Source organism: Hymenobacter arizonensis (assembly GCF_900115775.1).
Lineage (GTDB): Bacteria > Bacteroidota > Bacteroidia > Cytophagales > Hymenobacteraceae > Hymenobacter > Hymenobacter arizonensis.
The window spans coordinates 732,308-756,927 of sequence record NZ_FOXS01000001.1 but is presented as its reverse complement, the minus strand read 5'-3'; the positions used below and the strand labels follow the sequence as shown (position 1 = coordinate 756,927).

General features: G+C 59.7%; 20 protein-coding genes. 13 read left to right on the top strand and 7 right to left on the bottom strand.

Annotated features, from left to right (window positions below):
- Positions 1-509: 509 nt before the first annotated feature.
- On the bottom strand, positions 510-719 hold the full coding sequence (locus tag BMZ66_RS03170; RefSeq protein ID WP_092668877.1) for a hypothetical protein: 210 nt from the start codon (positions 717-719) through the stop codon (positions 510-512).
- Positions 720-806: 87 nt separating this feature from the next.
- The gene (locus tag BMZ66_RS03165) at positions 807-1,259 is read right to left on the bottom strand and encodes an ankyrin repeat domain-containing protein (RefSeq protein ID WP_177204575.1); all 453 of its coding nucleotides are present in this window, start codon (positions 1,257-1,259) and stop codon (positions 807-809) included.
- A gap of 300 nt (positions 1,260-1,559) precedes the next feature.
- Here BMZ66_RS03165 and BMZ66_RS03160 point away from each other — a divergent pair, with 300 nt between their 5' ends.
- From BMZ66_RS03160 to BMZ66_RS03145, 4 genes are all read left to right on the top strand, one after another.
- A complete protein-coding gene (locus BMZ66_RS03160; RefSeq protein WP_092668873.1) occupies positions 1,560-3,869 on the top strand; it encodes an efflux RND transporter permease subunit in 2,310 nt (769 codons plus the stop codon).
- A 166-nt stretch (positions 3,870-4,035) separates the two neighbouring features.
- Positions 4,036-5,457, top strand: a complete 1,422-nt coding sequence (locus tag BMZ66_RS03155) for a Glu/Leu/Phe/Val family dehydrogenase (RefSeq protein ID WP_092668871.1) — start codon at positions 4,036-4,038, stop codon at positions 5,455-5,457.
- Positions 5,458-5,668: 211 nt separating this feature from the next.
- The gene (locus tag BMZ66_RS03150; protein ID WP_234794953.1) at positions 5,669-6,142 is read left to right on the top strand and encodes an FKBP-type peptidyl-prolyl cis-trans isomerase; all 474 of its coding nucleotides are present in this window, start codon (positions 5,669-5,671) and stop codon (positions 6,140-6,142) included.
- A 188-nt stretch (positions 6,143-6,330) separates the two neighbouring features.
- Positions 6,331-7,218 (top strand): FKBP-type peptidyl-prolyl cis-trans isomerase, encoded by an 888-nt coding sequence (locus BMZ66_RS03145; RefSeq protein ID WP_177204574.1) that lies wholly within the window; start codon positions 6,331-6,333, stop codon positions 7,216-7,218.
- A gap of 128 nt (positions 7,219-7,346) precedes the next feature.
- Here the strand turns inward: BMZ66_RS03145 and BMZ66_RS03140 are convergent, their stop codons facing one another.
- Both BMZ66_RS03140 and BMZ66_RS03135 read right to left on the bottom strand, forming a co-directional pair.
- Positions 7,347-10,961 carry a DEAD/DEAH box helicase gene (locus tag BMZ66_RS03140; protein WP_092668865.1) on the bottom strand — a complete coding sequence of 1,205 codons (3,615 nt, stop codon included), beginning with the start codon at positions 10,959-10,961 and terminating at the stop codon, positions 7,347-7,349.
- Positions 10,962-11,033: 72 nt separating this feature from the next.
- Positions 11,034-11,423: a hypothetical protein gene (locus BMZ66_RS03135; protein ID WP_214606944.1), complete on the bottom strand. Its 390-nt coding sequence runs from the start codon at positions 11,421-11,423 to the stop codon at positions 11,034-11,036.
- Between the two features lie 127 nt (positions 11,424-11,550).
- Here BMZ66_RS03135 and BMZ66_RS03130 point away from each other — a divergent pair, with 127 nt between their 5' ends.
- The 4 genes from BMZ66_RS03130 to BMZ66_RS03120 all read left to right on the top strand — a co-directional run bounded on the left by BMZ66_RS03130 (position 11,551) and on the right by BMZ66_RS03120 (position 15,185).
- Positions 11,551-12,159, top strand: coding sequence for a hypothetical protein (locus tag BMZ66_RS03130; protein WP_092668861.1), 609 nt, complete (start codon positions 11,551-11,553; stop codon positions 12,157-12,159).
- Positions 12,160-12,174: 15 nt separating this feature from the next.
- A complete protein-coding gene (locus BMZ66_RS03125; protein WP_092668859.1) occupies positions 12,175-12,534 on the top strand; it encodes an Imm51 family immunity protein in 360 nt (119 codons plus the stop codon).
- 35 nt (positions 12,535-12,569) lie between these two features.
- Positions 12,570-13,094, top strand: coding sequence for a carboxypeptidase-like regulatory domain-containing protein (locus tag BMZ66_RS25020; RefSeq protein ID WP_143080031.1), 525 nt, complete (start codon positions 12,570-12,572; stop codon positions 13,092-13,094).
- Positions 13,095-13,196: 102 nt separating this feature from the next.
- Positions 13,197-15,185 (top strand): AAA domain-containing protein, encoded by a 1,989-nt coding sequence (locus BMZ66_RS03120; protein ID WP_092668857.1) that lies wholly within the window; start codon positions 13,197-13,199, stop codon positions 15,183-15,185.
- A 202-nt stretch (positions 15,186-15,387) separates the two neighbouring features.
- Here BMZ66_RS03120 and BMZ66_RS03115 read toward each other — a convergent pair whose 3' ends face one another.
- Positions 15,388-16,536 carry an SMP-30/gluconolactonase/LRE family protein gene (locus BMZ66_RS03115; protein WP_092668855.1) on the bottom strand — a complete coding sequence of 383 codons (1,149 nt, stop codon included), beginning with the start codon at positions 16,534-16,536 and terminating at the stop codon, positions 15,388-15,390.
- A 215-nt stretch (positions 16,537-16,751) separates the two neighbouring features.
- Between BMZ66_RS03115 and BMZ66_RS03110 the strand changes: the two genes are divergently transcribed.
- Positions 16,752-17,267: an FKBP-type peptidyl-prolyl cis-trans isomerase gene (locus BMZ66_RS03110; RefSeq protein ID WP_092668853.1), complete on the top strand. Its 516-nt coding sequence runs from the start codon at positions 16,752-16,754 to the stop codon at positions 17,265-17,267.
- A 168-nt stretch (positions 17,268-17,435) separates the two neighbouring features.
- On the opposite strand, the gene BMZ66_RS03105 is transcribed toward BMZ66_RS03110, so the two are convergent.
- Positions 17,436-18,032: an acyl carrier protein phosphodiesterase gene (locus tag BMZ66_RS03105; RefSeq protein WP_092668851.1), complete on the bottom strand. Its 597-nt coding sequence runs from the start codon at positions 18,030-18,032 to the stop codon at positions 17,436-17,438.
- Between the two features lie 114 nt (positions 18,033-18,146).
- Here BMZ66_RS03105 and BMZ66_RS03100 point away from each other — a divergent pair, with 114 nt between their 5' ends.
- Complete coding sequence (locus tag BMZ66_RS03100) at positions 18,147-18,656, top strand: pyridoxamine 5'-phosphate oxidase family protein (protein WP_092668849.1); 510 nt, start codon at positions 18,147-18,149, stop codon at positions 18,654-18,656.
- Positions 18,657-18,761: 105 nt separating this feature from the next.
- On the top strand, positions 18,762-19,490 hold the full coding sequence (locus BMZ66_RS03095; RefSeq protein WP_092668847.1) for a spheroidene monooxygenase: 729 nt from the start codon (positions 18,762-18,764) through the stop codon (positions 19,488-19,490).
- On the opposite strand, the gene BMZ66_RS03090 is transcribed toward BMZ66_RS03095, so the two are convergent.
- Positions 19,478-21,079, bottom strand: coding sequence for a hypothetical protein (locus tag BMZ66_RS03090; RefSeq protein WP_143080030.1), 1,602 nt, complete (start codon positions 21,077-21,079; stop codon positions 19,478-19,480). The genes BMZ66_RS03095 and BMZ66_RS03090 overlap by 13 nt on opposite strands.
- A 173-nt stretch (positions 21,080-21,252) precedes the next feature.
- On the opposite strand from BMZ66_RS03090, the gene BMZ66_RS03085 reads away from it, so the two are divergent.
- Together BMZ66_RS03085 and BMZ66_RS03080 are read left to right on the top strand one after the other, a co-directional pair.
- Positions 21,253-22,875, top strand: coding sequence for a hypothetical protein (locus tag BMZ66_RS03085; protein WP_143080029.1), 1,623 nt, complete (start codon positions 21,253-21,255; stop codon positions 22,873-22,875).
- Between the two features lie 110 nt (positions 22,876-22,985).
- Complete coding sequence (locus BMZ66_RS03080; protein WP_092668841.1) at positions 22,986-24,509, top strand: hypothetical protein; 1,524 nt, start codon at positions 22,986-22,988, stop codon at positions 24,507-24,509.
- The last annotated feature ends 111 nt before the right edge of the window (positions 24,510-24,620 follow it).

The window sequence follows — 24,620 nt, the reverse complement described above, 5'->3', positions numbered from 1 at the left end:
TGTATAAAATTATGGCATTGCGGAAACCACCATGTGCACATGGGCCCGTATAGGCGCATTTTGGTCGATAACTAGCCCAATATCACCTACCTAATGCTCAGCTTAAAGAAGCTCTTGAAAATTTAAGACACTTACAAGGCAACCAGCATCTAGATGCCGTTTTATGAGTTATTGAAGAATCATTTATAATATGCCCCAAATAATGGCAATAACTTTTTCACCGAATTGTTATAATCAATCATTAATCCTCTAACTGTATAAAATACAATCATCTACTTACCAGCACTTTAATATCGACTCATAACAACACGTCAGTGCGGTGTGGCATTTCGTGAGAGTTGCCACCAGTATTCTCAGTGGCTAACAACCTTTCCCATTCGCGTCGAGGGATAACCCTCACCCCGGAATTCAGTGGCACAAAAAAGCCAGCACACAACAGCCCCGACCAATAAGGGGCCGGGGCTGTTGTGTGCTGGCTTAACTTAAAAAGGGAGGTGTGCTTGCGCCGCCTATAGTTTCACGGTAGCGGGGGTTTTCACAGCGGGCTTCACGCTGGCGGTCTTGCCTTCTTTCTTCATGCAGCAGGAGCTGCCAGCGGCCATGGCTTTGGAGCAGGACTCCTTCTTGCCTTTTTTACCGTCTTTGTCGTGGCCATCGTGGGCAAAAGCGGTGCTGCCGGCGAAGGCAAACAAGGCGAGGGCGAGCAGGGTCTTTTTCATGATAATTACCGTGATGTGATGATAGCTGGTTTGTAGGGTCTAATATACGACGGCAAGGTTAACGCTCCTTGAATGCGCGTGGGTCAGCTATTTCAGCTTCTGTTCCATCAGGGCGATGACTTCGGCGCTGCCATTTTCCCGGGCCAGGGCCAAGGCGTCTTTGCCGTCCTCGTCTTTGGCGCGGACATCGGCGCCGTTGGCCAGCAGCACCTCCACCATCGCCTTGTTGCCTTTGCTGGCGGCGGCCATCAGCGCCGTAGACTTGAAGGCATCGGCCTGGTTTACCTGGGCCTTGTGCTTGAGGAGAAGCTTCACCAGGTCGAGGCTGTTGTTGGAAGCAGCTGTGATGAGGTAGGTGGTCGCGAAGCCCGGCACTATTTCAATGGGGGCGTTAGGGTTGGCGCCGGCGCTGAGCAGCGTTTCGGCGGCGGCAGCGTTGTTTTTCAGGACGGCCTTCGACAAGTCCCGACTTGGCGTTTGGGCGTGGGCGGAGGAGATGAAGCAGCAAAGGGCGGCAGTAAAGAATAGAGCTCTTTTCATATGATAAAAAATGCTTTCGGTTGAAACCAACCACAAAGATGGGTGGCTCATGCCCTGCTTTCGCACATATTATAGGCCCACTGCTATAATTATAAGTCCTTGTAAAAAAAATAACATGGACTGGCCCGCTCCCACCCGGCGCTCACAACGGCGCGGGTGCGCGCCCGGTTGCCGAAACAATTGCCAAAATCGAGGCGTTGCTGATACCGGCGACGCCCCATGGCCCGGAACTGTTCCGAGGTCCAGTGGTTCGCCGCCGAATCAATACGGCAGACCCCTATGTCTGCCCCCCTTCCCTCCATGCCCCTTCGTCGCCTCGCTCACCTCACCCTGTTCCTGCTGGGCCTTATCACGGTCTTGAGCATCTACTCGACTGCCCAGCTGCGGTTCAACTACAACTTCAACGATTTCTACCCCGCCGGCGACCCCGACCTGGAGTATTACCAAGCCTACACCCAGCGCTTTGGCAACGACAACGACTACGTGCTGCTGGGCCTGGAAGCCCCGGCCGGCAAAACAGTATTTGACCCCGGCTTCCTCGCCCAGGTCGACACCCTGACCCAGCTGGCCCGGCGGCAGCGGCACGTGCTCAGCATCACCTCGCCCACCACCCTGGCCAATCCGGTGGTGGAAGGCCTGGGTGTTTTCAGCCTCCCCTACCTGCACCCCAACGAGCCTGAGCGCCGCGCCGACGACTCCACGCTCATCTATCGCACACCTGGCCTGGTGGGCAACGTCTTCAGTCCTGATGCTCGCGCCGTGGCCCTGGTGCTGCAAATCACGCCGGACCTGGAAAAGCCGCCCGGCGATTCCCTCTTTGCCGCACTGCGGGCGGGCTTGGCGCGCGCGGGACTGCCCGACGAGCGGGTGCACTTTGCCGGCAAGCTGGTGGCGCAATCGGTATTTGTCGACCGCCTGAAGTGGGAACTGGTCGTGTTCATGTCGCTTTCCGTGATACTGGTAACGGGCTTGCTCTGGCTCACCTTCCGCACGTGGTGGGGTGTGGTGCTGCCGCTGATAGTGGTGCTGGGGGCCATACTCTGGGGCCTGGGCGTGATGTCGGCCTTTGGCGTAAGCATTGATTTGATGACGGCCCTGCTCCCGCTCATGCTCTTTGTGGTGGGCATGTCCGACACCATTCACATCATCAGCCGCTACGTGAGCGAGCTGGGCTACGGCGCGGGTAAGAAGGAAGCGCTGTGGACTACTATAAAGGAGTCAGGCTTTGGGTCGGGCCTGTCGGCGCTCACCACCAGCCTGGGCTTCTTTACGCTGATGACCTCGACCATTCGGCCTATCCATAACTTCGGGTTGTTCACGGGGGTCGCCATTATTCTGGCTTTCATCCTCAGCTTCACGCTGCTGCCGGCCATGCTGGTGCTGCTAGGCAAGCCCCAGCTGCGCGAGCCGCGCCGCCAGGGCCACAGCTGGGACGGCGTGCTGGGGCGGCTATTTCGCCTGGTGCTGGTGCGGCGGCGGCTCATTTTTGTAATGAGCGGGCTGGTGCTGGCCACGGCCATCGGGTTTTCGACGCGGGTCCGCATCAACTCTTCCCTGCTGGATGACCTGTCGAAAAGCGACCCCGTGCGCCAGGACTTCTTCTTCTTTGAGCGCCAGTTTGCCGGCGTGCGGCCCTTCGAGATGGAGCTGAAGCCAGCGCCCGGCCGCGACATTTACGACCTGGCGGTGCTGCAGGAAACCGAAAAGATTGAAGACTACCTGCAACACACCTACGGCCTGCGCTTCGCGGCCTCGCCGGTCACGCTAGTAAAGTCGGTACGCAAGGCTCTGAATGGCGGAGGGCTGGCCGAATACCGCTTGCCCACCGACAGCCTGGAGCTACAGCGACTGCGCAGCAAGCTCAAGCTATTCCGCAAAAAGCCCGAGTTCAGCGCCCTGGCCCTCCCCGATGCCTCAGCCGGCCGCCTCACCGGCCGCATGGCCGACGTGGGCAGCGTGCGCGCCGGCGCTCTCAACAATGAGCTGCGCCAGCACCTGCGCGCCACCCTCGACACCACGGTGCTCACCACCCGCCTCACGGGCTCTTCCAACCTCATCGACAAAAACAACGAAAACCTTACGCTGAACATGATTCAGGGCATGGCCATCGATGTACTGATGGTGATGGTGATTGTGCTGGCGCTGTTCAAATCCCTGCGCATGACGCTTGTAGTGCTCATTCCCAACCTGCTACCCATCGTTATTGTGGCGGGCGTGATGGGCATGGCCGGCGTGAGCATGAAAGTGAGCACCAGCATCATCTTCACCATTGCCTTCGGCATTGCCGTTGATGACACTATTCACTTCATCTCCAAGCTGCGGCTCACGCTTGCGAAAGAACCCGACATATTTAAGGCCGTGCGCCGGACCTACTTGCTGGCCGGCAAAGCCGTTATCACAACTTCTCTGATACTAGTAGGCGGCTTTTCGACACTGCTCTTCTCGAAATTCGACGGCACGTTCTACGTGGGCCTGCTCATTGGCTTAACGCTGCTGTTCGGCGTTATAGCCGAGCTTACGTTGCTGCCCTTGCTGATTCTGTATTTCTACAAGCGGCCAAAAGTGAAAGAATCTCTGGCCGATGCATTAGTGGTGGAAGGCCGGTCTTGAACGCCCCTTTTGCAGCGTGAGGGCTGTGGGTGAAAAGGACAACGGTGCGGCGCAGTTTGCCGTTAGAAATTACACTTGTGCCTGAATAAAAGGAATTCGTGCAAAAAGCCGAGCTCAATCATTCAGGCATGAGTGTACCGAAAAACCCCCACTCAACACTTACCTCATGAGCCAAGAGACACAGGGAAAGGATTTCTACGACAGCGTGCTGCAGTTCTATGACCAAGCAGCCCAATTTTCCAAGCTGGACCCCGGAATCATTGCGCAAATCCGAGCGTGCAATAGCATCTACAAGGTCAATTTTCCGGTGGAGGTAGACGGCCACATTCAAGTGTTCGAAGGCATTCGGGTGCAGCACAGCCATCACAAGCTGCCCAGTAAAGGCGGCATCCGCTTCAGCACTTACGTCGACGAAGAGGAAGTGAAAGCCCTGGCTACGCTCATGACGTTTAAGTGTGCTTTGGTCGATGTGCCATTCGGCGGGGCCAAAGGCGGGGTAAAAATCAACCCGCGCACCAGTTCGGTGCAAACCCTGGAACGCGTGACGCGGCGCTACGCCAGCGAGCTCATCAAGAAAAATCTCATTGGCCCGGGCGTAGACGTACCCGCCCCCGACTACGGCACCAGCAGCCGCGAAATGGCCTGGATTGCCGACACCTACCTCACCTTTAAGTACGGCGATACCAGTGCCCTGGGCTGCGTCACGGGCAAGCCGGTGGGCCAGGGCGGCATCCGCGGACGCACCGAGGCTACGGGCCTGGGCGTGTTTTTCGGCCTGCGCGAGCTCTTTGCCGACACCGACATGCTGAAGCCGTTGGGCCTGAGCAGCGGCATGAGCGGCAAGCGTATCATTGTGCAGGGGCTCGGCAACGTGGGCTACCACGCCGCGCACTTCTGCCAGCAAGAAGGCGCCCTGATTACCGGCATTGCCGAACGCGAGGGTGGCATTTTTAACCCCGACGGACTGGACGTGGAAGCCGTAATGAAGCACCGCACCGAAAGCGGCTCCATTCTCAACTACCCCGGGGCGAAAAACCTGGAAGACACCTTGGCGCTGCTCGAATACGAGTGCGACGTGCTGCTGCCGGCGGCCCTCGAAAATCAGATTCACGAAGGCAACGCGGCCAACATCAAAGCCAAAGTGATTGCGGAAGGCGCCAACGGTCCGGTTACCAAAGGCGCGGAAAAAATCTTGCTCGAGCGTGGCATCGTGGTTCTGCCCGACTTGTACCTCAACGCCGGCGGTGTGACGGTGTCTTATTTCGAGTGGCTGAAAAACCTGTCCAACGTGCGGTTTGGCCGCATGGGCAAGCGCGCCGAAGAAGCGTCGCTGCAGCGGCTGGTCACCACCATCGAGCAGACTACCGGCAAAAGCATCAGCGCCCAGGAACGCGAGCTCATCGTGCGTGGGTCCGACGAAATTGGACTGGTACGGTCGGGGCTGGAAGACACGATGATTGTGGCGTACCACGAAATCAGAGCGGTGATGAACCAGATAAAAGGGATTCAGGACCTACGTACCGCGGCCTTCTACAGCGCCATCGAGAAGGTGGGCGTCAGCTACCAGTCACTGGGTATATTCCCGTAGGCCGCGCGAGTTGCCTTGCTTAGTAATGCTGAGCGGGCGAAGCCTCTTCTTACGCCACCTGATTCTGTCAGTGGCGCGAAAAGGTTTCGCTCGCTCAGCATTTGCTTTTTAGCTTCAGCATCAGGCATGAGAACTGCCTATGCAGCGCTTCGTATGGCCGCAATGCGCTAATTTTATAAAAAGTATCAAAACCAATTCTCAATCCCCTCCAGTGGCAAACCGTCTCTTACTATTTTTCATCCTGGCAATCGCAAGCTTGTTTTCGGCTTCCTGCACCAAGGACTACGTGAAGATTGATGAAAAACTCATCACCAATTACATCAGCGACCAGAAGATTGCCGATGCCCAGCGCATAGGCTCGGGCTTGTATTATGTACCGGTTTCGCCCGCTCCCACCGGCACGCGGGCCACGGTGGGCAAAACCGTTTCGGTGCTGTACACGGGCATGCTGCTCAACGGCAAGGTATTCGATTCTACGTCGTCGCGGCAAAATCAGCCTTTCGAATTCGTCATTGGCCGCGGCGAGGTTATCAAGGGCTGGGACCAAGGCATTGCGCTGATGCGCAAGGGCGAAAAGGCCATTTTGCTAATTCCATCAGCGCTGGGCTATGGCGACCGGGGTACTGGCCCCATTCCGGCCAATTCTGTACTGCGCTTCGATGTAGAACTGGTTGACGTGAAATAGCCACTTGATATTAATACTGAAAGACAGCCGCATAACAGCGGCTGTCTTTTTTTGTACACAGCCCATTAGGGTCGATGGTCAGTATGGTCAGGCCCGAACTGAAACGTTGTTCGCTGGAACTGACTTGACCTTTATACTGTAGTTTTGAAAAAAATCAGAAGCTTATGACATATCCTTTCTTCTCTAATTTGAACCGCTTGTTATTACTGACTTTCCTAGTCGCCAGCGGTTTGTTTACTACCGCTTGCCAAAAGGACGCTCCTGAGCCCAAGGACTATAGTGGCATCGACGACGAAATCATCACAAAATATCTGGCTGAAAAGAACATCACAACTGCACAAAAGCAGCCTTCCGGGTTCTACTTTATTCCCGTAACTAGCAATCCGAACGGGGTGAAGGTCACGCCAGGCTCCACGGTGTCGGTGCTCTATACTGGCCGGCTACTCGACGCTTCCGGCACCGTTTTCGCGACGTCGAGCCAAAATAATACCCCCAGCAGCTTTATAGTAGGTGCACGCCAGGTGATTCCTGGGTTTGAGGCTGGCGTTGCGCTAATGAAAATAGGCGACAAAGCCGAATTCATTATTCCTTCGGCTTTGGCCTACGGTCCAGCAAGCCAAGGAGGAGTTCCGGCAAACTCAGTAGTGCGGTTTGAAGTTGAGGTAGTTGACCAAAAATTGTATGATGACTCCCTAATTGTCCAACATCTGGTAAACAAAAACATCACCAATGCGCAACGACAGCCCTCTGGACTTCACTTCGTTCCCGTGACTACCAACCCCAATGCTGTGCCCGCTACAGCCGGTAAGACAGTTTCGGTATTGTACACCGGACAGCTCCTGGACGGAACCGTTTTTGATGCCACTTCGCGCCGCGGCAACGTTCCCCTCGAATTTATAGTTGGTAGGGCGCAAGTAATTGCTGGCTTTGACGAGGGCATCGCCCTTATGAAAAAGGGCGAAAAAGCCACACTGTTTATCCCTTCGGCACTTGCTTATGGGACCCAGGGCGCCGGTGCGACTATCCAGCCCAACACGGTGTTACGATTTGATGTAGAATTAGTAGACGTAAAATAGCTACTTGCTTGGTTAGTGAAAGACAGCCGCTCTACAGCGGCTGTCTTTTTTTATGCCTCTTAAGCAGCATTCGAAGTCGGCAACCAAATGCACCAGTGCAAGTGGGCACACCCTAACAGAACGAAGACCTATTGAACACCCGCCTTAATGCGCGCCAGCAGCGCCGCGTGGTGCGGCGCCCGATTCAATATCTGCTCGTTGCCGAGCAGCACCAGTTGCTGCCGCGCCCGCGTGAGGGCCACGTTGAGCTTGCGGTCGACCTGGCCTGTTTCGTCCGGCGATACCATAAGTTCCAACTGGTGCTCATGGTGGCAGCAGAAGCTCACGATGATGACCTCGCGCTGGCTGCCCTGGTACCGCTCCACAGTGTCGACGCTTACCTGGGCCAGAGCGGGCAGTTCTAGTTGGGTAGCCAGCTGAGCCAAGCGCGCGCGAATTCTGGCCGCTTGGTTGCGGTAGCTAGCAATAATGCCCAACGTGGTTTCGGGGTTGAAGAGTTGGCCGTAGCCTTGGGCGATGTAAGCAGCAGCACGGGCCGCCAGCTCGGCTTCCTCAGCCGATTCCTTCATCGACAAATCTTCGGCCATGCGCCGGGTGGGCACGAACACCACGCGTTGCGAGCGCAACGAAGTAGCATAGGCATCGGCCGGCGCCGGCCAGGCGGCGCGGTCCAACGGGGCGGCCTGCCAGAGCTGGGGGCAGCGGAGCTGGTTTTCGTAGAAATCCTGGTTGACGAGTGCGGCCAGGTCCTGGTGCATGCGGTACTGGTCGGCCAGCGTGCCGTGGGCGTGCGGCCACCGGGCTTCGGCGCGCCGAAACAGGCGTTCGAAATAAGAGTTACGCAGATTGGTGAGGCCAAGCTCGTCGCGCAGCAAATCGGCGCATTCGGCGGCCACGGCGCTGGTTTCGGACTCCTGCGCCACCACGGCCGGCAGCTGGCGGTGGTCGCCGATGAGAATAAACTTCCGCACCTTGGAAAGCAGCGCCAGCATGGGCGACTCCAGCACCTGGCTAGCCTCGTCGACCACTGCTACGTCGAACTGCTTAAGCATGAACAGCTCGGGCTTGCCGAGCAGGCTGGCCACCGTGCCCACGTAGAACGGGCAGGTACCCAGCCGGTCGCGCACGGCCTGGCGGTTGGTGCAGTCGCGCAGCATGTTATCCAGCAGGTACGGCCGGTATACCGGTGCCGTGCCCAGCCGCGACCCTACCCGAATAAAAGGCAGGCCGGCATCAACCAGCTGCTCGCAGATTTCGTCGACGGCGCGGTTGGTATAGGCCGCCAGCAGCACCTGCTTGTCTTGCCGATAGAGGTTGACGGCCAGCTCCCGGAGCACAGCTCGGGTCTTGCCGGTGCCGGGAGGGCCGCAGAGCACAAACCAATCGGGCGCGGCCAGAGCGCGTGCTACTACGTCGGAGGCGGTAATGGCCGGGCCCGCCGCGGCCGACCACCCCTCCGGCTCTCGCGGGCCAGTGCGGGCCAGCAAGCGCCGCCGCCGCTCCGGCGCCAAACACAAAAAGGACGACAGCCCAGCCCACTCCCGCCGAAACGTGTCGTAGGTATCGGGCTCCAGGGCCCAGTGCGAGTGCCCCAGCAGGTAGCGCGGCGCCATGCGGCGGTTGCGCACACTGAGCACCACCTGGCCGTCGGCCCCGAGGTCTTCGGCCAGCACTACTTTCACCACCTGCGCATCCAGCACGGAAAGAGTCTGGAAGGCGAGCTGCGGGGTGGCTGGTTGCGCTTCAGCCTCCTTCGGGGCGCGGCGGCGTGGGTAGAGAATGAGGGTGTCGCCGGCCCGGAAGTTTACCTCACGCCCATTGGCAGGGCGCTGAAAAACGAGGTGCGGCCCCAGGCCGTCGCGGGCATCGTCGGGGGCATTGCTGTGGTCTTCGAGGAGCACTAGGTCATCGAGCAAACTGAAGTTTTGGTGCTTGCGGGCCTGGGGCAGCAGCCAGAGGCCGGCCTGCCCGCCGGCGTCGCCGGGGCGGGCTTCGTCGCCGAGCAGGGTCAGGCGCATTTCACGGGCCGTGAAGCGGGCCAGCTCCAGGCAGTAAGCGCGTTCTACGGGGTCGGCGGCAGCCCAGGCGTTGGCAACTTTTTCGGCCTTGCTCTTGCCAAATGAGGGCAGAGCCGCGAGGTTGGGCTGCAGCACAGGCGCTAGCAGGTGGGCAGTTTGGCGGGGACCGGTGGCGCGGGCCAGCTGCAGCTCGGTGCCCACCAGCTGATTCCGGGCCGAGAGCAGGCGGTCAATCAGTTCCTGGTCCTGGTCGACGCGACGCACGGCGGGCTGGCCCATAGCCGCGTTGGAGTACAGGATGCTGGTGCGGCCGCGACCGGCGGTTTCGCCATCGGCACCAAACACCGATTCCAGCAGCAGGCGGTAGAGCTGGGCCTGCGCGGCGTGGTTGCTCCACGGCTCGCCAAAAGGTACTTTGGTGGAGCTTTTTAATTCCACCAGGTCGTAGCCGGTGCTGCTTTCGTGGAGCAGGTCGAGGCGGCCCTGCAGGCCGTAGGTGGCTGATAAAAAGGTGGGTTCGAGGAAACAGTCGGCTAGGTGCAGCGGCTCCTGCTGGTAGCCCGTGCGGCTCTGGGCTACGAAGCCTTGCTCGCGGGTTTCGCGCAGGGTGCGGTGGTGGCGGCGCAGGTCGTTGAGCAGTTCAGGTACACCGGTGCGGGTTTGAAACTCCGGCAGAGTGCTCAAGGCCAGTGGCGAAGTGCGGAAAAGGCGTTTACGCAGAAAGTCTTCTAAGTTAAATTCTTGTTCGACCTCACCTCCTGCATGCCCGGTGTTCAACTCTTCAAGAACCACAGAAGGATGAAAGGCACTGCTGCCACCGCTGCTTTCACTGACAGCCACCAGTTGCTTTTCAAGTCGAATCCGGGCGGCTTCGCTTTTAGTTTTTCCCTCGGCTTGCCTGGCGGCGAAGCTTACTTCCTCATCCAACAGTAGGTTCACCAGGTTTCCCAGCACCAGAGGGCGCGAGGTTTCATCGGGCAAAAACGCGTTTAGCAAGGCCCATTCGGGGATAGTGCCGTCGCGTTGGGCGCATTCAGCCACGGTGGTCACGCTCACCAAGTAGTCGGGCTCGAGCACCACGCGGCGCGGGCGCACGCTGCCATCGGGCAGCAGTACCGGCCCCACCAAATGCAGCGTGGGATGCAAGGCCGCCGCTAAAGAAAGTACATTTTCGTAGGCGGGCGGTAGTATGAGGCGGAACGGAGCGCTAGGACGGCCGTCGGCGGGAGTGACCATCTCTACGGTCAGCTCGCCGGTGGCTTCGCTGGCATGCAGCACGTTTACGCGCCAGGGCTGCCCAGCGGCTGCCACGCTGACGTCGGGAGCCTGAGCCGCAACGGCACTAGGTGCCGCTGCGGTTGTGGCGTTTGGCTGTGCGGACACCGGGCCATCGTACAGCGTGCCGGTGAGGTATAGCACCAGGGCCGCCACGGCTGCAAAACCGCTTGCCACTTCGGCCGGCGTACCGGCGTAGCTTTCGTGCACCACAAGGTTGGCGGCCAGGCGTAGGGCTTGCAGCTGGCTGCGCAAAGCGGCGGGCAAGCTGCGCTCGTAGGCTACCAGGCCAATGGCTTGGTTAAGGTTCACGAAGGGTGCCTCCTGCCGCTTGCACTCGTCGCGCAGCACCGTTTCGAGCAGCTTGCGCAGCTTGGGCAGCTGGTCGGCGGGCGCAGCGGCCGGGTCGGTGGCCAAGGCCGCAAGCCGAGGATAGTAACGAGTGGGCATTGGGGGCAGAAATCAGCGGAAGAACCTATAAAAGTAACGGATTCCGAGCCACATTTCTCGGCTGTGGAGCCGTTAGCGGGCGGCCGTGAAGCCTTGCGGAGCCATTAATTTGCCCCCACGGTACATATTTATGTAGAGGGTGACCGGCGTGGGTTTGCCGGCCCAGCTAACTTTGTACACGTCCAGCAGGCCCACGTTGTCGACTTCGGCGCGGCGGGTTCTGAAGGCGCAGCAGCTGGCCTGGCGCTCGTAGGTGATGGGCTGGCCCTGCGGGCCTTTCAGGGCATTCAGGTAGCGCAGCTGGTTGCGGGCACCGGCTGTGCGGCCACCGCCTACCCGCACCGGGTTCTCGGCGGTGTAGCCATAGGTTTCGTCGTCGCTGACTTCGTTTACCACAAAGGGCAGCACTGCCGTACTCGTGTTCGCGTTAGTTACCGCCGCACTGGTAGACGTTCCGTACAAAGTGGGCGTTTTGCCACTGTTGACACAACCGCCCGCAACTATTCCAAGAGCTCCAAAAAGGAGCCACGTATTTTTATTCATAACCACTAAATTGATGATGACTGCCTCTCTGCACCCTATCCTTTCGATGCCACAAAGAACGCAGACGCACGCCAAACGGCACTTTTTTCTTCTGCTGGCTCTGATTGGAGCCCTCTGCAGTTCGCCGCTCAGCGCCGCTTTTGCTCAAACCGACACCGCCGCGCCCGACTCCCGACTGCCCGGCCTGCTCCGCGAGCGGGCGGTGCTCACCCGCCGCTACGCCGAGGCCAGTGCCCAGCGACACAGCCTGTTCGGCAACAAGCCTTCCAAAAAAGACCTGCAGGAAGTGGTTGATGCGCTGCAAGGAATTGTCGACAAAGACCAGCAGATTGTGGACATCCTCAACGAAACCGCCCGCAGGGCCCAGACCACCTCCGTACGGCTGGCCGCTACCACCACCCACCTGGAAAGCACCGGCCGCGACGACCGCAACCTCACCGCCCAACGCCTCTCCGAGCTCCAAAACGAGACCGAAAACCTACGGCAGCGCGAGAAAGCAAACATTGCCCGTCAGCGCGACCTCCAGGCCGAAGTGAAGGAAGTGAAAGAAGGCCAGTTTGTGCGCGATGCCCTCATTGCCGGACTATCCATCCTCAGCGTGGGCCTTATAGTGGCTTTGAGCCGCCGCAAACCAGCCCCACGAGCACGGAAATAGCCGACCTTTGTGCTTATGCCCACCACCTTCCCTTTTCAGGTAGCCCCGCTGCCGCTCCCCACTCCTCCCGAGCGCCAGCTGGCCATTTTCGCCGATGTGGGCGGGCTGGAGGAGTACTATGTGCTGTTTCAGAACTACGGTTTCGGGGGCACGGCCGAGTCGTGGGTTGAGCACATCGAAACCATTATCGAAGAGCACCAGCCCGAGTTGCTGGAGGAACTGGAGTTTGAAGAAGGCGGCCACACATTTGTGGCGTACGCCCCTAGCCAGGCTGTAGCAGAACGCTTTCTAGCCTGTGTGCTGCCGTTTTTCGGCACCTTGCCCCGGCTACAGAAATACCTGAGTCAAGCGGACCCGGGGGATTTTTTCGCTTGATTAAACTCTAGTACGCCTCTCGTTGATTAAAGCTGATGATAAATCCACGCTTTTATATCGGCATAACACCTTGGCCTGCTTACCAAATGCTGAGCTTGGCTAAGGTTGGGCTCTTGGTGTCTGCGGGATGCATAATTGGTTGTCGTCAGCAACCCACTCAAATTTTGACTTATGCCCAAGGCAAGCGCCTGAGCGCGGAATATTTATCTAACCACAAACCTGGTAAGGCGCCCGCATATTGGGTAGGTCCCTCCACGACCTACATTCATCTGCGTCAGGTAAAACCAGCCAAAGATGCCATTATTGTGGGGCATGTTGATGTGCAGGAAGAAAACGGAACGATGCGGCCTTGGCCTAGCGCAATTATCTCCATTGACCAAAAACATACCTTCGCCAATGAAAATGGTGATTATGCGCGGGTAATATCTCCTGGCCTTCACACCATGCGCGTTGGCTGGATAGGCATGCTTTGGTCGGAAGCACCTCCGCTGCGGGTTCAGGCGGGAGATTCCATCAGAGTTGATTTTCAGCTTTTACCCGAATTCAGACCTTTACATTGATTAAGTAAAAGTCAATTAAGTAAACTCACTTTTCCTGCCTATTTCGGCCACTCATTTCTCGTTTTCGTTGTTACCACGTCAACGAAATCAATCCGTATTCTTTTGTCAGAAGTATTCACCCCCACCGACCCTTACGCCCTCGAAAAAGAGCTGCGCCACACCCAGGCCCTCATGCAGCTGGAGCAAAAGGAAGACCTGGAGCAATTCAAGATTAAAAATGCCAAGGCCAGCATTGCCGAGCGCCAACAGCGCGGCCTGACTTGGTACCCCGTTACCATCACCAAGGAAGACATCGGCTTTGGCGGCAAAGTCGTGCTCGAGCTTGAGCGGCCCGCCGGCCAGCAAGGCCTGCACTTGTTTCAGGTAGGCAAAAACGCTTCGCTTTTCGGCAACATTCCCGGCCGTTCGGCCACCGACCGGCCTACCCTAAGCGGCGTCATCACTAGCGTGCGGCGCAACAAGCTGCTGCTGGCTACCACCAAGGAAGACCTGCCCGATTGGGTGCTCGACGGCGGCAAGCTGGGCATCGACCTCACCTTCGACGAGGTGAGCTACCGCGAGATGGACTATGCCCTGGGCAAGGTCATGGGCGCCTACGGCGACCGGCTGGCCGAGCTTCGCGACGTTGTTCTCGGGGCCAAAGAAGCCCGGTTCCGCGAGGAAAAGCCCGACGACCTGTTCTACCCCAGCCCGCTGAACGAATCGCAGCTGGCCGCCGTGCGCCACGTAATGGCTGCGCAGGACGTGGCCATTATCCACGGCCCGCCCGGCACGGGAAAAACCACCACGCTGGTGCAGGCCATTATGGAAACCATCCGGCGCGAGCGGCGGGTGCTGGTGTGCGCCCCCAGCAACACGGCCGTGGACCTGCTCACCGAAAAGCTGGCCGAGCGTGGCGTGAACGTCATCCGCATGGGCAACCCCAGCCGGGTGTCTGACCTGCTTTTGGAGCACACGCTCGATGCGCAGGTAATGGCTCACAAGAGCTACAACGAGATGCGCTCGATGCGCCAGACGGCCGACCAATACCGGGAAACCGCCAGCAAATACGTGCGCAACTTCGGCTACGAAGAGCAGCAGCAACGCAAGATGCTGAAAGAGGAAGCGCGTATGCTATTTCAGCAGGCCGACGACCTGGAGCGCTACATCACCGAAGACCTGTTGGAATCGGTGCAAGTGATAACCTGCACGCTGGTAGGGGCTTCAAACCGCAACATTCGCCACCTGACCTACGAAACGGTGTTCATCGACGAGGCGGCCCAGGCCCTGGAGCCGGGCTGCTGGATTCCGATTTCCAAAGCCAAGCGTGTAGTGCTGGCCGGCGACCACCACCAGCTGCCGCCCACCGTGAAGAGCGAAAAAGCGGCCCGCGACGGCCTCCGCGAAACGCTGTTCGAGAAGTGCATCAAGCGCCAGCCGGCCACGGCCCGCATGCTCACGGTGCAGTACCGCATGCACGAGCAGATTATGGAGTTCAGCTCGGAGCAGTTTTACGAAGGCAAGCTGGAAGCGCACCACACCGTGCGCCACGCCGACCTGGCCGACTACGACTTGCGCTTTGCTCTCGACCTTCCCGTAGAGTTTCTGGACACTGCCGGCTTTGGCTTCCAGGAAATCACCATCCCGGAAAGCCGCTCCACCGCCAACCCGGAGGAAGGTGACCTGCTCATCAAGCGCTTAGCACAACTCCTCGAACCTTACGACCAGGCCGACCACGAAGAAGACCTGCTCACCATCGGTGTTATTGCCCCCTATCGCGCCCAAATCAACTATTTGAAGGACGCCATCGAGGAAAACGACGAGCTTAACGGTCTCATGGCCCACCGCATGCTCAGTGTGGGCACCGTGGATTCGTTTCAGGGCCAGGAGCGCGACATCATCGCCATTTCCCTCACCCGCAGCAACAACCACGGTGAAATCGGTTTTCTCTCCGATATCCGCCGCATGAACGTTGGCATGACCCGGGCGCGGCGCAAGCTGCTGCTCGTGGGCGACTCATCGACGCTGAGCTCTAATCCGTTCTTTAAGGAGATGCTGGCTTATGTGGAGAGGATTGGCGGTTATCGCACGGCGTGGGAAATGCAGGATTAAAGTGACCTTAGAACAAAAACTCCCCTCCTTAACAAGGAGGGGATGTTGTCGCGCCAGCGACAACGGGGGTGGTTGCGGTCGTTGAACGATGGGCGAACGACTTGTTCACGTATCGTTCAACGAGGTCAACCACCCCCGTCCGAGCCGTTGGCTCGAACATCCCCTCCTCAGCTGAGGAGGGGAGTTTTTTTGTACTGGCTTTCTACTTCAAGTCAATCACCGATACCGTATGCGGGGCATCAGACTTCGTATTCACGAAATTCTTATCCGGCTTGTCGAAGTTGGCTACATACAGGCGGTTGCCTTTCAGCAATACCTCAGCGGGCTGGTCGAGCAGGCCGCCGGCGCCATCGGTATCGCCATTCTGGGCGATGGTGGTAACCTGATTGCCATTGCGCAAGTCGACCATTTCAATGGCGTTTTCGCGGGAGTTGCAGAGGTATAGCTTATCGCTGCTGCGGTCGATAATGAGGCCATCGACGCAGGGTATCTGCTTGCCCTGGAGCGCGAGCACTTCCTGCTTGGCGAAGCTGCCGTCGGGTCTGAGCGAAATTTTATACAGCGTGCCATCGCCGAAAGAGCCGGTGTACAGGTTACCCTGGCTGTCGTAGTCCAGGCCATCGGCGCCGTTGTCGAGGCCGGTCTCGTTCACTTTGGTGGTGAAGAAGGCCAGCACGTGCGGGTCCTTGGTTTTGGGCTTGAGGTGCACCACGCCTTGGTTGAGCTCGGCCAGCGAGAAGCGCATTATAGCGCTGCCCTTGTCGTTGTCAGGCAGGTCCCACTGGCTGTCGGTCACGTAGAGGGTGTTGCCTTTCCAGGCCACGGCATTGGCCAGGGCGAAGCCGTCGGCTACAGTCTCAATCTTGCCGGGCTTGCCGTTGGTCACCTGCACGCGCATGAGGCGCGATTTGTGGTTCTTGTCGTTTTCGTACTGGTTTTCGGCGTAGTACAGGTGGCCATCGGGGCCGAAGGCCAGGTCCATGGGAGCTCCTTTCTTAGTGCTAGGCTCTACGGGCAAGTTGGTGGCGTAGGGCCGGATGGTGGTCCCCACGATTTCCATGAGGGAGGCCGGCTGGCTGTTATCGGCCAGGTTGGGCACCGATAAAATGATGTTGCCATTCGGCGCCAGGGCCATGCCATCGGGCGTGTTGTGGGCTTCATCGAGCGAGAACAGCAAGGTGGGATTACCCACGGGCACACTGGCTTCTGGGGCCGAAGCCCGCGCAGCGGTGACGGAATCGGAAGTGACCACAGCCTCTTTGGCTACTGCCTCGGCTTCGGTTTTGGGTTCATTGGCTTGGCAGCTGGCCAGCAGGGCGCCGCTTAGGAGGAGCAAAAACAGCTTTGACATGGGTAGAATGCAGATAAGTTGACAATCAGGCAGAAACACTTCTGCAGCGCAGACATAACGCGAGCCTTGGAATTGAGTTGCCCTCTGGCGCACTGTTCAGCCTAAGAAAACGGAACTGCATGTGGCCCTGGCTCCACTTTTTGCGTACCTATCTTGCCTGAAATTTACTTCTTCACCCAACCCAATGGCCGGCCCCGTCGGCTGCCCCTTCCATTATGGCTGCAATCAGCGAGAACAAAGTTGTCACCATCACCTACGACCTCAGCGTGACCGACGAAAACCAGGAAAAAGTGCTGGTTGAATCGGCCGAAGCCGATGCACCCATGGTGTTTCTTTTTGGCCACAGCGGCCTGCCCGAGGAATTTGAAGCTCAGCTCAACGGCAAAGCTGCCGGCGACGACTTTCAATTCAGCCTCACCCCCGACCAGGCCTACGGCGACTACGACGAGCAGGCGCTGGTAGAAATTCCCAAAGAAGTTTTCCTCATCGACGGCAAGCTGGACGATGAAATGCTACAGGAAGGCAACTTCCTGCCCATGGCCGACAACGAAGGCAACCACATGCAAGCCAAGGTGGTAAGCATCGGCGATTCGGTCGTTAAGATGGACTTCAACCACCCGCTGGCGGGCATGGTAATGCACTTCGCCGGCAAAGTGCAGGACGTGCGCGATGCCTCGGCCGAGGAGCTGGCCCACGGCCACGTGCACGGCGCGGGCGGCCACCAGCACTAGCGTTTGTTGGGGTCCAGGAACAAACCTGTAGCCCAACTACAATAAGCAGAACGTCATGCTGAGCGGAGCCGAAGCATCTCGCGTGCAGTAGTAATCCATTCGATTGAGTTACTGCTGCACGCGAGATGCTTCGGCTCCGCTCAGCATGACGTTCTTTTTCTTTTGAAACTATATCAATAACCCCGCTACGTGCGCTTGCAGCTGCGGAAAGAACTCTCGGAAATCCGCTTCATAAGCGGCATAGTTTACCCGCAGCTCTGCCACGGCGGTTTCCATGCCGGAGCCCGGCGAGGCGCGCCGGCTTAGGCCACTTAGGGCACGGGTGATGCTGTCGAGGTCGGCGTAGCTCAGCAGCCAGTTGTGCTGGGTCATGTAGGGCAGAAAGTGTTGCACGCGGGACGGCATTTCGGCGTGGCGGGCCGTGAGCAGGGCGTAGATGCGTTGCGCGAAATCGGCCAGGTGCTCGGTGGTAAATTCTGGGAAATGCCGGGCCAGAAAATGGTCGAGAAACATGTCGGATATCACCCCGGCGTATTTGCCGTAGCCCGCGGCGCGCAGACGCTGGGTGGCGCGGCGCACCACGGGGTGCTGGTCGGTGAAGGTATCGATGGCGCGGTGCAGCCGGATGCCGGTTTGCACGGCCACGGGGTAATTTTCGAGCTGCTTGCCCGGCACCGAGTCGGCAATAAAATTACCGAGCAGCACATCGGCGTAGGCAGGAGAATCGGGCGGGCCGGAAAGGAACAGGTGAGCGAGAAAATTCATGGGTACGATGGTAGGCAGAGCCTGCGGAAATCACAACAGTAAGAAACAAGTACTGGCGGGGGCCGTAAACCAAATGCTTTCCAATCTCCTCATTTCCCTAAACACCCCATTCCCATGGCCGACCAAGTTGCCGTAAGCCACGACGTAACCAAACTCGTCGACAAAATTAAGGACATCAAGATTGCCATGATGACCACCATCGAGAACGGCCAAGAGCTGCACTCGCGCCCCATGTACACCACCAAGCCCGAAGAAGACGGCACGCTGTGGTTCTTCACAGAGCTGGACTCGCAGAAAGTAGACGAGGTACAGCAGGACCGTCACATCAACCTGGGCTATTCCAAGCCCGAGGACAACCTGTACGTGGCCATCACTGGCACGGCCAAGGTGGTGACCGACCGCGCCAAAATTAAGGAGCTGTGGAGCGAGGCCATCCGCGGCTGGTTTCCCGATGGCTCGGATGACCCGAACATTGCGCTTTTGAAAGTGACCATTGACAAGGGCGAGTTCTGGGATTCGCCCAACGCGACCTTGCTGCGGGCCTACACCTACCTGAAGGCGGTAATTACCGGCGAGCGCGACCAGCCAAGCGCCGACCGCCAGTCAGTAGTCATTCCGAAGTAAATTCCTCGCAATCACATTGCGTAAAAAAGGTCGGAAGCAATTCCGGCCTTTTTTTGTTGAATGAAACCCGCTGGCTGCTCTTATGGCGCTGGCCCACGTTCTGGCATGCCGCATACCACCCTCTCTGTCTTCACGCTCAAGCCCGGCAACCGGCGCTGGGGCCTGGCCCAAATGGGCACTTCGCCTCCCACCCTGCAGCGCGTGCCGGGCCTCCAATTTTATAAGCTGATGGGCAGCGGCGCCAACAACGGCTTCGGCTTTTGGCCCAATCTGGACCGTTACGGTTTCGTGAGCGTGTGGGACGATGCTGCGGCGGCCGCCTCGTTTTTCGACCAGCACCCGCTCTGGGCCACCTACCAGGAGCGCAGCGCCGAAATGTGGTCGGTAGACTTAGCACCGCTGAAAGCCCAGGGCCTGTGGGATGGGAAAACACCGTTTGACTACCCTCCTGCCCAGTTGCAGGTCGATACTGGCCCGATGGCCGTGCTCACCCGCGCCAGCATTCGCCTGCGGAAAACGCCCCGCTTCTGGCAATTTGTGGAGCCCACCAGCGCAGCCCTGGCCGATGCCGTGGGCGTGCGCGCCGCTATTGGCCTGGGCGAGCTGCCCTTGGTGCGGCAGGCCACGTTCAGCGTGTGGGAGTCGGCGCAGGCTATGCAGACGTACGCCTACCGCGACGTGCGCCACCGGGAGGTAATCAAACTCACGCGCAGCGAAAAATGGTACGGTGAGGAGCTGTTTGCCCGTTTTCAGGTAGTGGGCAGCCGCGGCACGCTCAACGGCCAGGACCCGCTGGCGGGACTTTTGCTGCCCCGCCCGGCTCAAAGTCGGTAGCGCTTCATCCAGCTTTGGGTATTGGCCGTGGCGGCGGCATCGGGGTTGGGCCTGACGGTGATGCCCCGCCGTTTCTGGCTGAATTTATCGGCTGAATTACTATGCCAGGTAATGCCGGCGATGGCCGCACTCGCGGCGGGCAGCACCAGTTGGTTTTGGCCTGCGCCTTCGTAGAGATGCACCCTGATGCGGCTCTTCAGTCGACCCGTCAGCTCAAATACATCATTTCCGGCCAGGCCATAAATAGCCAGGCTGGAAGTACGCCGGCGGTTATAGGTGCGCTCCATTATCAGGCTATCGGCCTGATTAGGCCTCTGGGCAAACATTTTTACCCGCAGCAAGCCCGGTCCTGGCTCGCTGAGCACAAACCGTTCGGCTTTATCGGTGCCCACCAGCAGAGCCCTTTTGGCCAGCAGTTGGTAATACCACTGGGCTACCTGGGGTAGTTGGTCACGCCGCGCACGCAGCATTGGCGCAAACCGCTTGGCCACAGCGGCCCTGGTTTCGGGCGGGCCGGCTGTCAGGGCTTGGGCAATGGTCGCATCGGTCAGCCGCCGGCGCAGCGAGTCGGCCACTTCCCGGAAGTCTTCGGACTGGAGGGTAGCCAGCAACGTGCGGTCAAGCTCACGAGCGGTGAGGGTAAGGCCATTGACGGCCTGGGCACTGAGGCTCGCCTGAAAGCTTTGGTACTTGGGGACAAACCACGAGACGACGCGGGTAATAGCGCCGTCGTTGAACAGGAAAAAGGCCTGGTCGCGGTCGCGGGGAATGGGACGGTAGCTTACCTGGCCCGCCTGCTCGAAGCTGGCCCAGCGCCATTGGTCTTCGCGCCGGCTCCAGTCGCCCAGCCACATGTCGAGGAGCCGGGCCCGCAGGTAGGCGCGGGCCTCCACTCGGGCGCTGGGGCGCTGGTGGATGTCGGCCAGCATGCGGCCCGTGTTCACCACCAGCGGCGAGTGGCCAAAGCTGGCTACGTCGGTTTGGTTGCCATCGGGCCGCTCTTCCAGCAAATACAGGTCGTTGGCGTAGGCTTTGCGGAACGTACCCAGGCCGGGGTCATCGCCCACATACACCAGCCGGGGATTGGTGTGGTAAACGCCTGCCACCTCGGCCAGCTGCGCGGCCACGTACGCACCGTAGGGCTGCGCCACGCTGGTTTGGTCCTTCATAAGGCCGCCCAGCAGCTTGCGCTTCCAGCCAGCGGGCAAGGCCACGCTGGCGTCTTTGTCGACGGACCGCAGCACAAAATCTTTGCCATTGGCGGCCCGCAGGCGCAGGGTGCGGGTTTGGTAGCTGCCACCTGCCTGCAGCGGGTGCAGGCCCCCGGGCAGCGCCGTGGCCAGCCGGAGCACGGGCACGGTAACGGGCGTGGCCCAAATGTCGCGGTAGTGCTTGCCCCAGAAAAACTCCCATGCGGCACTGCGGTCATATTCGGGGCCGGCCGGCCGCACCACCGTGGTCGAATCGGGCGCCCACTGGGCGGGCACTCGTACGGGGGCCGTCTGGCCCGTGCAGCCGGCCGGCACCGTCGCCAAGGCACAATACAAACATAGCAGGATGTACGGGGCGAAGGCAGCTAAGCGAGGCATAAACGAAAAATCTTCAGGGCCACAGCGCCCCAAGGCGGGCCACGAACTCGGAGAGTGCGGTGCGTATACTGCAAACGGCGGGGCAACGGTTGTAAATACCCGCCCTGAGTTGACCCGACCTTTGCGGCGGGTTTGCGTTAAAGGCTTATTCTTGCCCTCCTGCCTTTCCCTGAATGCCTCATTCTTTTGCTCTCCTGCCCCCCTCCCGTTTACCTCTGTTCATATTAAGCCTGGGGTTGGCAGTGAGTGGCTGTGCCCGCCGCAATTTCTTTCAGCCCGACGCCCGCATCGGCCCCGGCAGCGCCCAGGCCCTTCCCCCGGGAGCCGACAGCGTTTTGGTCGTGGCCGGCCGGCAATACAACCGCCATTCCAAGCTGCACGACGTGTTTTGGGGCCGGCACTACCGCGAGGTGTGGGCGGCCCCGGTCAAGGTTCCGGTACTGAACCTGCGGACTGCGGCCCCCGGCGGGCTGAAAGCCGGCAAGTCCGGCGGTGGCTTTCAAAGCATCAGCATGACGCTGGAAGGCAGCAAAAAGCGCGAATACGCCCTGCGCGCCCTCGACAAAGACCCCAGCAAAGTCCTTCCTAAGTTTTTGCAAGGCAGCTTTTTGCTGAACGCCGTGCGCGACGCGACCTCGGCAGCCAATCCTTACGGCGCGCTCACGGTGCCGCCTCTGGCCCAGGCAGCGGGGGTGCCCCATACGCGGCCCCGCCTGGTGTATGTGCGCACCGACGAAACGAGCCTGGGCTCCGCGTCGGAGCGGTTTCAGGGCAAAATGGCCATGGTCGAAGAAAAGTACGAGGCCCTGGCTTCGCAAACTCCTGACTTGTCGGGAGTCACCAACTTCGTGGGCGGCGAGGGCCTGCTGAAAAGAGTTTATGCCAACGCTTCTCATACCATTGATGAGCAGTCCTTCCTGCGAGCCCGCCTGCTCGACGTGTGGCTCGGCGACTGGGACCGGCACGAAGGCCAGTGGGATTGGGCCGAGTTTAAAGCGCCGGATGGCCGCGTACGCTACCGCGCCATTCCCAAAGACCGGGACCAGGTTTATTTCCGGTTCAACGATGGGTTTGTGCCCTGGCTGGTCAGCCTCCCGTTCCTCATGCCCCGCTTCCAAACTTTCAAGCCTGCCTATGGCAACGTGGCGGGCCTCGTGGAGCAGGGACGCTTCATCGACCAGCGCGGCCTGGCGCAAATGACCCGCGCCGATTTCCGCCGCATGGCCCTGGACCTGCAGCGCCGCCTCCCCGACTCGCTTATTGAGCGGGCCATGCGCCGCATGCCCCCCGCCGTGTATGCGCTGGAAGGCCCCACCATTGGCGGCATTCTCAAGGTACGCCGCGAGTCGCTGCCTAAGGCCGCCGACAAGTTTTACCTGACGCTGGCCCGCGAGCCCGTGGTGGGCGGCACCAACGAGCCCGAACGCTTTGTGGTGAACCGCTACGCCGACTCCACCACGGTTCGGATTTTTTCGCGGGCGCTGATGCAGCTCACGCGCACCGATTCGCTGCTGTTTCGGCGCACCTACTACGCTGCCGAAACCCGCGAGCTGACCCTGGAGGCCCTCGGCGGCAACGATGTTTTTGAAGTAGAAACAACCGGTTCGGGCAAGCTCATGCCGCTGCAGCTCTACGGTGGTGCAGGCCAGGACCAGCTGCGCCTGACCGGCAGCAGCCGTCGCCTCAAAACCTACGACGAGGCATCGGACATGACCACAGCCAATGGCCCCCGCCCGCAGGAGCCCCGCAAAAACCGGCTGGGCTACGACCAAACCATCGGCACCAAAGGCCGCTAGCCGGAAAGAGCTGAACAGTTGGCCTTTTTTGGCTCCCTGTCGTTGTAGTCTCGTCAGTGCCGTTTTTCTTATAATTAATGCAGTCGCGTTCCCCTTACCATTCTCTTTTATTGACCGCACTCGCCGGGCTGGGCATAGGGTCGGGCTGCGTGCGCAAGCAATTTTTCCAACCCGATGCCCGGCCCGATGCGGTGCTGACCCAACCCCTGCCTGCCGCTGCCGACAGCGTGCGCGGCGTCACGGCCGGGCGCCATTATGCTCGCCACGGCCGCTTGTATCAAGCATTAGTGGGCCGGCACTACCGGAGCTCGTGGGCAGTGCCCATCACGGTGCCGGTGCTGCGCCTGCCCAGTGTCCGGCCCGGAGGGCTGACCCCCGGCAAGGTGGGCGGCGGCTTCAACAGCACCAGCCTGAGCCTGAGCACCCCGAACGGCTCCGCGTATATGCTGCGCACTGTTGATAAAGACCCCATTCGGGCCACGCCAAAGCTGCTGCGCGGCACATTTCTGGTGAATGCTCTCCGCGATAATATCTCGGCCACGCAGCCCTACGGCCCTTTGGTGGTTCAGCCGTTGGCCCAGGCCGTGGGCGTACCCCGGGCCGCGCCCCGGCTGTTTTATGTGCGTCCCGACGACCCCAATTTTCAATCAGACTCCTTGCGCCTTTTTCGGGGCCAGCTCGCGTATCTCGAAGAACGATATGCCGTTGCGCCGGCCGCTTCTGGTGCCGCCGGCAAAGTAGTAGGCAGCAAGCCAGCTTTCGCTGCAGTAGTGGCCACTCCCGACCAGCAGTTCGACCAGCGCGCCCTGCTCCGGGCCCGGCTGCTCGATGCGTGGCTCGGCGACTGGGACCGGCACCCCGGCCAGTGGAACTGGAACGTGCGCCCCCAGCCCGAGTCGGGGGCCAGCATTTCTCCTTTGCCCAAAGACCGGGACATGGTTTTTTACCGCCTTGATGACGGCGTGCTGGGCTGGCTGGTCGGGCACCTGGCCATTCCCCACTGGACCACGTTTCGGGCCCGTTACCCCAAGCTCGCCCACCTCATGTCTAACGGCCACTACCTCGACACCCGCGGCCTCAATCAACTCAGCCGGGCCGAGTATAAAGCCGAGGCGCTAGCCATGCAGCAGCTCCTGCCCGATGCCGTCATTAGCACGGCCGTGCACCGCATCCCGTCCGCAGCCTTTGCCTTGGAAGGGCCAGGCATCATTGCCGCTTTGCAAGCTAGGCGCGACAATCTCCCGGCTTTTGCCGATGGCTTTTACCAACACCTCGCCCGCCGCCCCATGGTGGCAGGCACCGCCCTGCCCGAGCGGTTTGTGGTTCATCGCTACTCCGATTCAACGGTGGTAGCCGTGTACCCGGCGCAAGCGGCCATTAGCCAGCAAAATGCCTTTTTCCATCGCACCTTCTTTCCTGCCGAGACTAAGGAAATTCAGCTCGAAGGCCTGGGTGGCGACGACGTGTTCACCATTGAACAACACGGCCAGAAAACCGTGAGCCGGCCCGTCCTTCGCATCTACGGCGGCCCCGATGCCGACGAGCTGCAGGGCAGCAAGTACGGGCGGGGTGTGCATTTCAGCCAAGGCAGTGCCCGCGCCAAGGATGCATTCGATAAGTCCCCTAAAGAGTAGCCAGCCCTCCTGTCGCAGTACTACAGGAATGACGTTCGTTAAAAGTTGGGTTTAAAAATCGAATAGGTAACTCGTGCTCCCGGGTAGCTACATCACCTTCCTTTTAAAAAC

What these genes read in the sequence shown, in the direction of transcription:
- BMZ66_RS03170 (WP_092668877.1), bottom strand. Translation starts at nt 719, where the DNA reads ATGAAAAAGACCCTGCTCGCCCTCGCCTTGTTTGCCTTCGCCGGCAGC.
- BMZ66_RS03165 (WP_177204575.1), bottom strand. Translation starts at nt 1,259, where the DNA reads ATGAAAAGAGCTCTATTCTTTACTGCCGCCCTTTGCTGCTTCATCTCC.
- BMZ66_RS03160 (WP_092668873.1), top strand. Translation starts at nt 1,560, where the DNA reads ATGCCCCTTCGTCGCCTCGCTCACCTCACCCTGTTCCTGCTGGGCCTT.
- BMZ66_RS03155 (WP_092668871.1), top strand. Translation starts at nt 4,036, where the DNA reads ATGAGCCAAGAGACACAGGGAAAGGATTTCTACGACAGCGTGCTGCAG.
- BMZ66_RS03140 (WP_092668865.1), bottom strand. Translation starts at nt 10,961, where the DNA reads ATGCCCACTCGTTACTATCCTCGGCTTGCGGCCTTGGCCACCGACCCG.
- BMZ66_RS03130 (WP_092668861.1), top strand. Translation starts at nt 11,551, where the DNA reads ATGCCACAAAGAACGCAGACGCACGCCAAACGGCACTTTTTTCTTCTG.
- BMZ66_RS03125 (WP_092668859.1), top strand. Translation starts at nt 12,175, where the DNA reads ATGCCCACCACCTTCCCTTTTCAGGTAGCCCCGCTGCCGCTCCCCACT.
- BMZ66_RS25020 (WP_143080031.1), top strand. Translation starts at nt 12,570, where the DNA reads ATGATAAATCCACGCTTTTATATCGGCATAACACCTTGGCCTGCTTAC.
- BMZ66_RS03115 (WP_092668855.1), bottom strand. Translation starts at nt 16,536, where the DNA reads ATGTCAAAGCTGTTTTTGCTCCTCCTAAGCGGCGCCCTGCTGGCCAGC.
- BMZ66_RS03110 (WP_092668853.1), top strand. Translation starts at nt 16,752, where the DNA reads ATGGCTGCAATCAGCGAGAACAAAGTTGTCACCATCACCTACGACCTC.
- BMZ66_RS03105 (WP_092668851.1), bottom strand. Translation starts at nt 18,032, where the DNA reads ATGAATTTTCTCGCTCACCTGTTCCTTTCCGGCCCGCCCGATTCTCCT.
- BMZ66_RS03100 (WP_092668849.1), top strand. Translation starts at nt 18,147, where the DNA reads ATGGCCGACCAAGTTGCCGTAAGCCACGACGTAACCAAACTCGTCGAC.
- BMZ66_RS03095 (WP_092668847.1), top strand. Translation starts at nt 18,762, where the DNA reads ATGCCGCATACCACCCTCTCTGTCTTCACGCTCAAGCCCGGCAACCGG.
- BMZ66_RS03090 (WP_143080030.1), bottom strand. Translation starts at nt 21,079, where the DNA reads ATGCCTCGCTTAGCTGCCTTCGCCCCGTACATCCTGCTATGTTTGTAT.
- BMZ66_RS03085 (WP_143080029.1), top strand. Translation starts at nt 21,253, where the DNA reads ATGCCTCATTCTTTTGCTCTCCTGCCCCCCTCCCGTTTACCTCTGTTC.